Source organism: Pseudomonas sp. E6002 (assembly GCF_013385565.1).
Classification (GTDB): Bacteria; Pseudomonadota; Gammaproteobacteria; order Pseudomonadales; family Pseudomonadaceae; genus Aquipseudomonas.
Genome location: NZ_JACAPT010000070.1, coordinates 1 through 884, shown reverse-complemented (window position 1 = coordinate 884; position 884 = coordinate 1). Strand labels below are relative to the sequence as shown.

The following is an 884-nucleotide window of genomic DNA, read 5'->3' as shown; positions in this document are numbered from 1 at the left end:
GCGCACCACAATATCCTGCGTCTGTTCGCGGCCACTGAACCGTGGTTCGGCTTCGGCCCGCAGGACGTCTGGAGCCTGTTTCACTCCTATGCTTTCGACTTCTCGGTCTGGGAAATTTTCGGTGCACTGCTGCACGGTGGCGAACTGCTGATCGTGCCGTACGACGTCAGCCGCTCGCCCCAGGAATTCCTCGACCTGTTGTGCGACGCGGGCGTCACGGTGCTCAACCAGACGCCGTCGGCGTTCAAGCAGTTGATGCACGTGGCTTGTACCGACTCCCGGGCCAATGCCCTGCGCTACGTGGTATTCGGCGGCGAGGCGCTGGACGTCAAGAGCCTGCGCCCATGGTTCGAACGGTTTGGCGACAGCGCGCCACAGCTGATCAACATGTACGGCATCACCGAAACCACGGTGCACGTCACCTACCGTCCGCTGTCGGTGGCTGATCTCGAGCTGGACGCCAGCAGTCCGATTGGCGAGCCGATAGCCGACCTGTCGTGGTACCTGCTCGACGGTGAACTGAACCCGGTGGCCAAAGGCTGCATCGGTGAACTGTATGTTGGCCGCGCCGGCCTGGCCCGGGGCTACCTGAAGCGTGGCGACCTGACGGCACTGCGTTTTATTCCCGACCCGTTCGGCGAAAGCGGTGCGCGGTTGTACCGCACCGGTGACCTGGCGCAATACCGCAGCGACGGGGTGATCGAGTACATCGGCCGGATTGACCATCAGGTGAAAATCCGTGGCTTCCGTATCGAACTGGGTGAAATTGAAGCGCGCCTGAACGCCCTGGCGGCGGTGCGCGAAGCCGTGGTCTTGGCCCAGGAAGGGCTGAACGGCCAGCAATTGGTGGCTTACGTGATCCCGGCGCAAGGCGCCGAGGATGC

General features: G+C 63.1%; 1 protein-coding gene. It reads left to right on the top strand.

Annotation, left to right across the window (positions count from 1 at the left end):
- Positions 1 to 884 (top strand): AMP-binding protein (locus HX815_RS31805; RefSeq protein ID WP_256351194.1); only part of this gene is annotated, 884 nt, incomplete at both ends.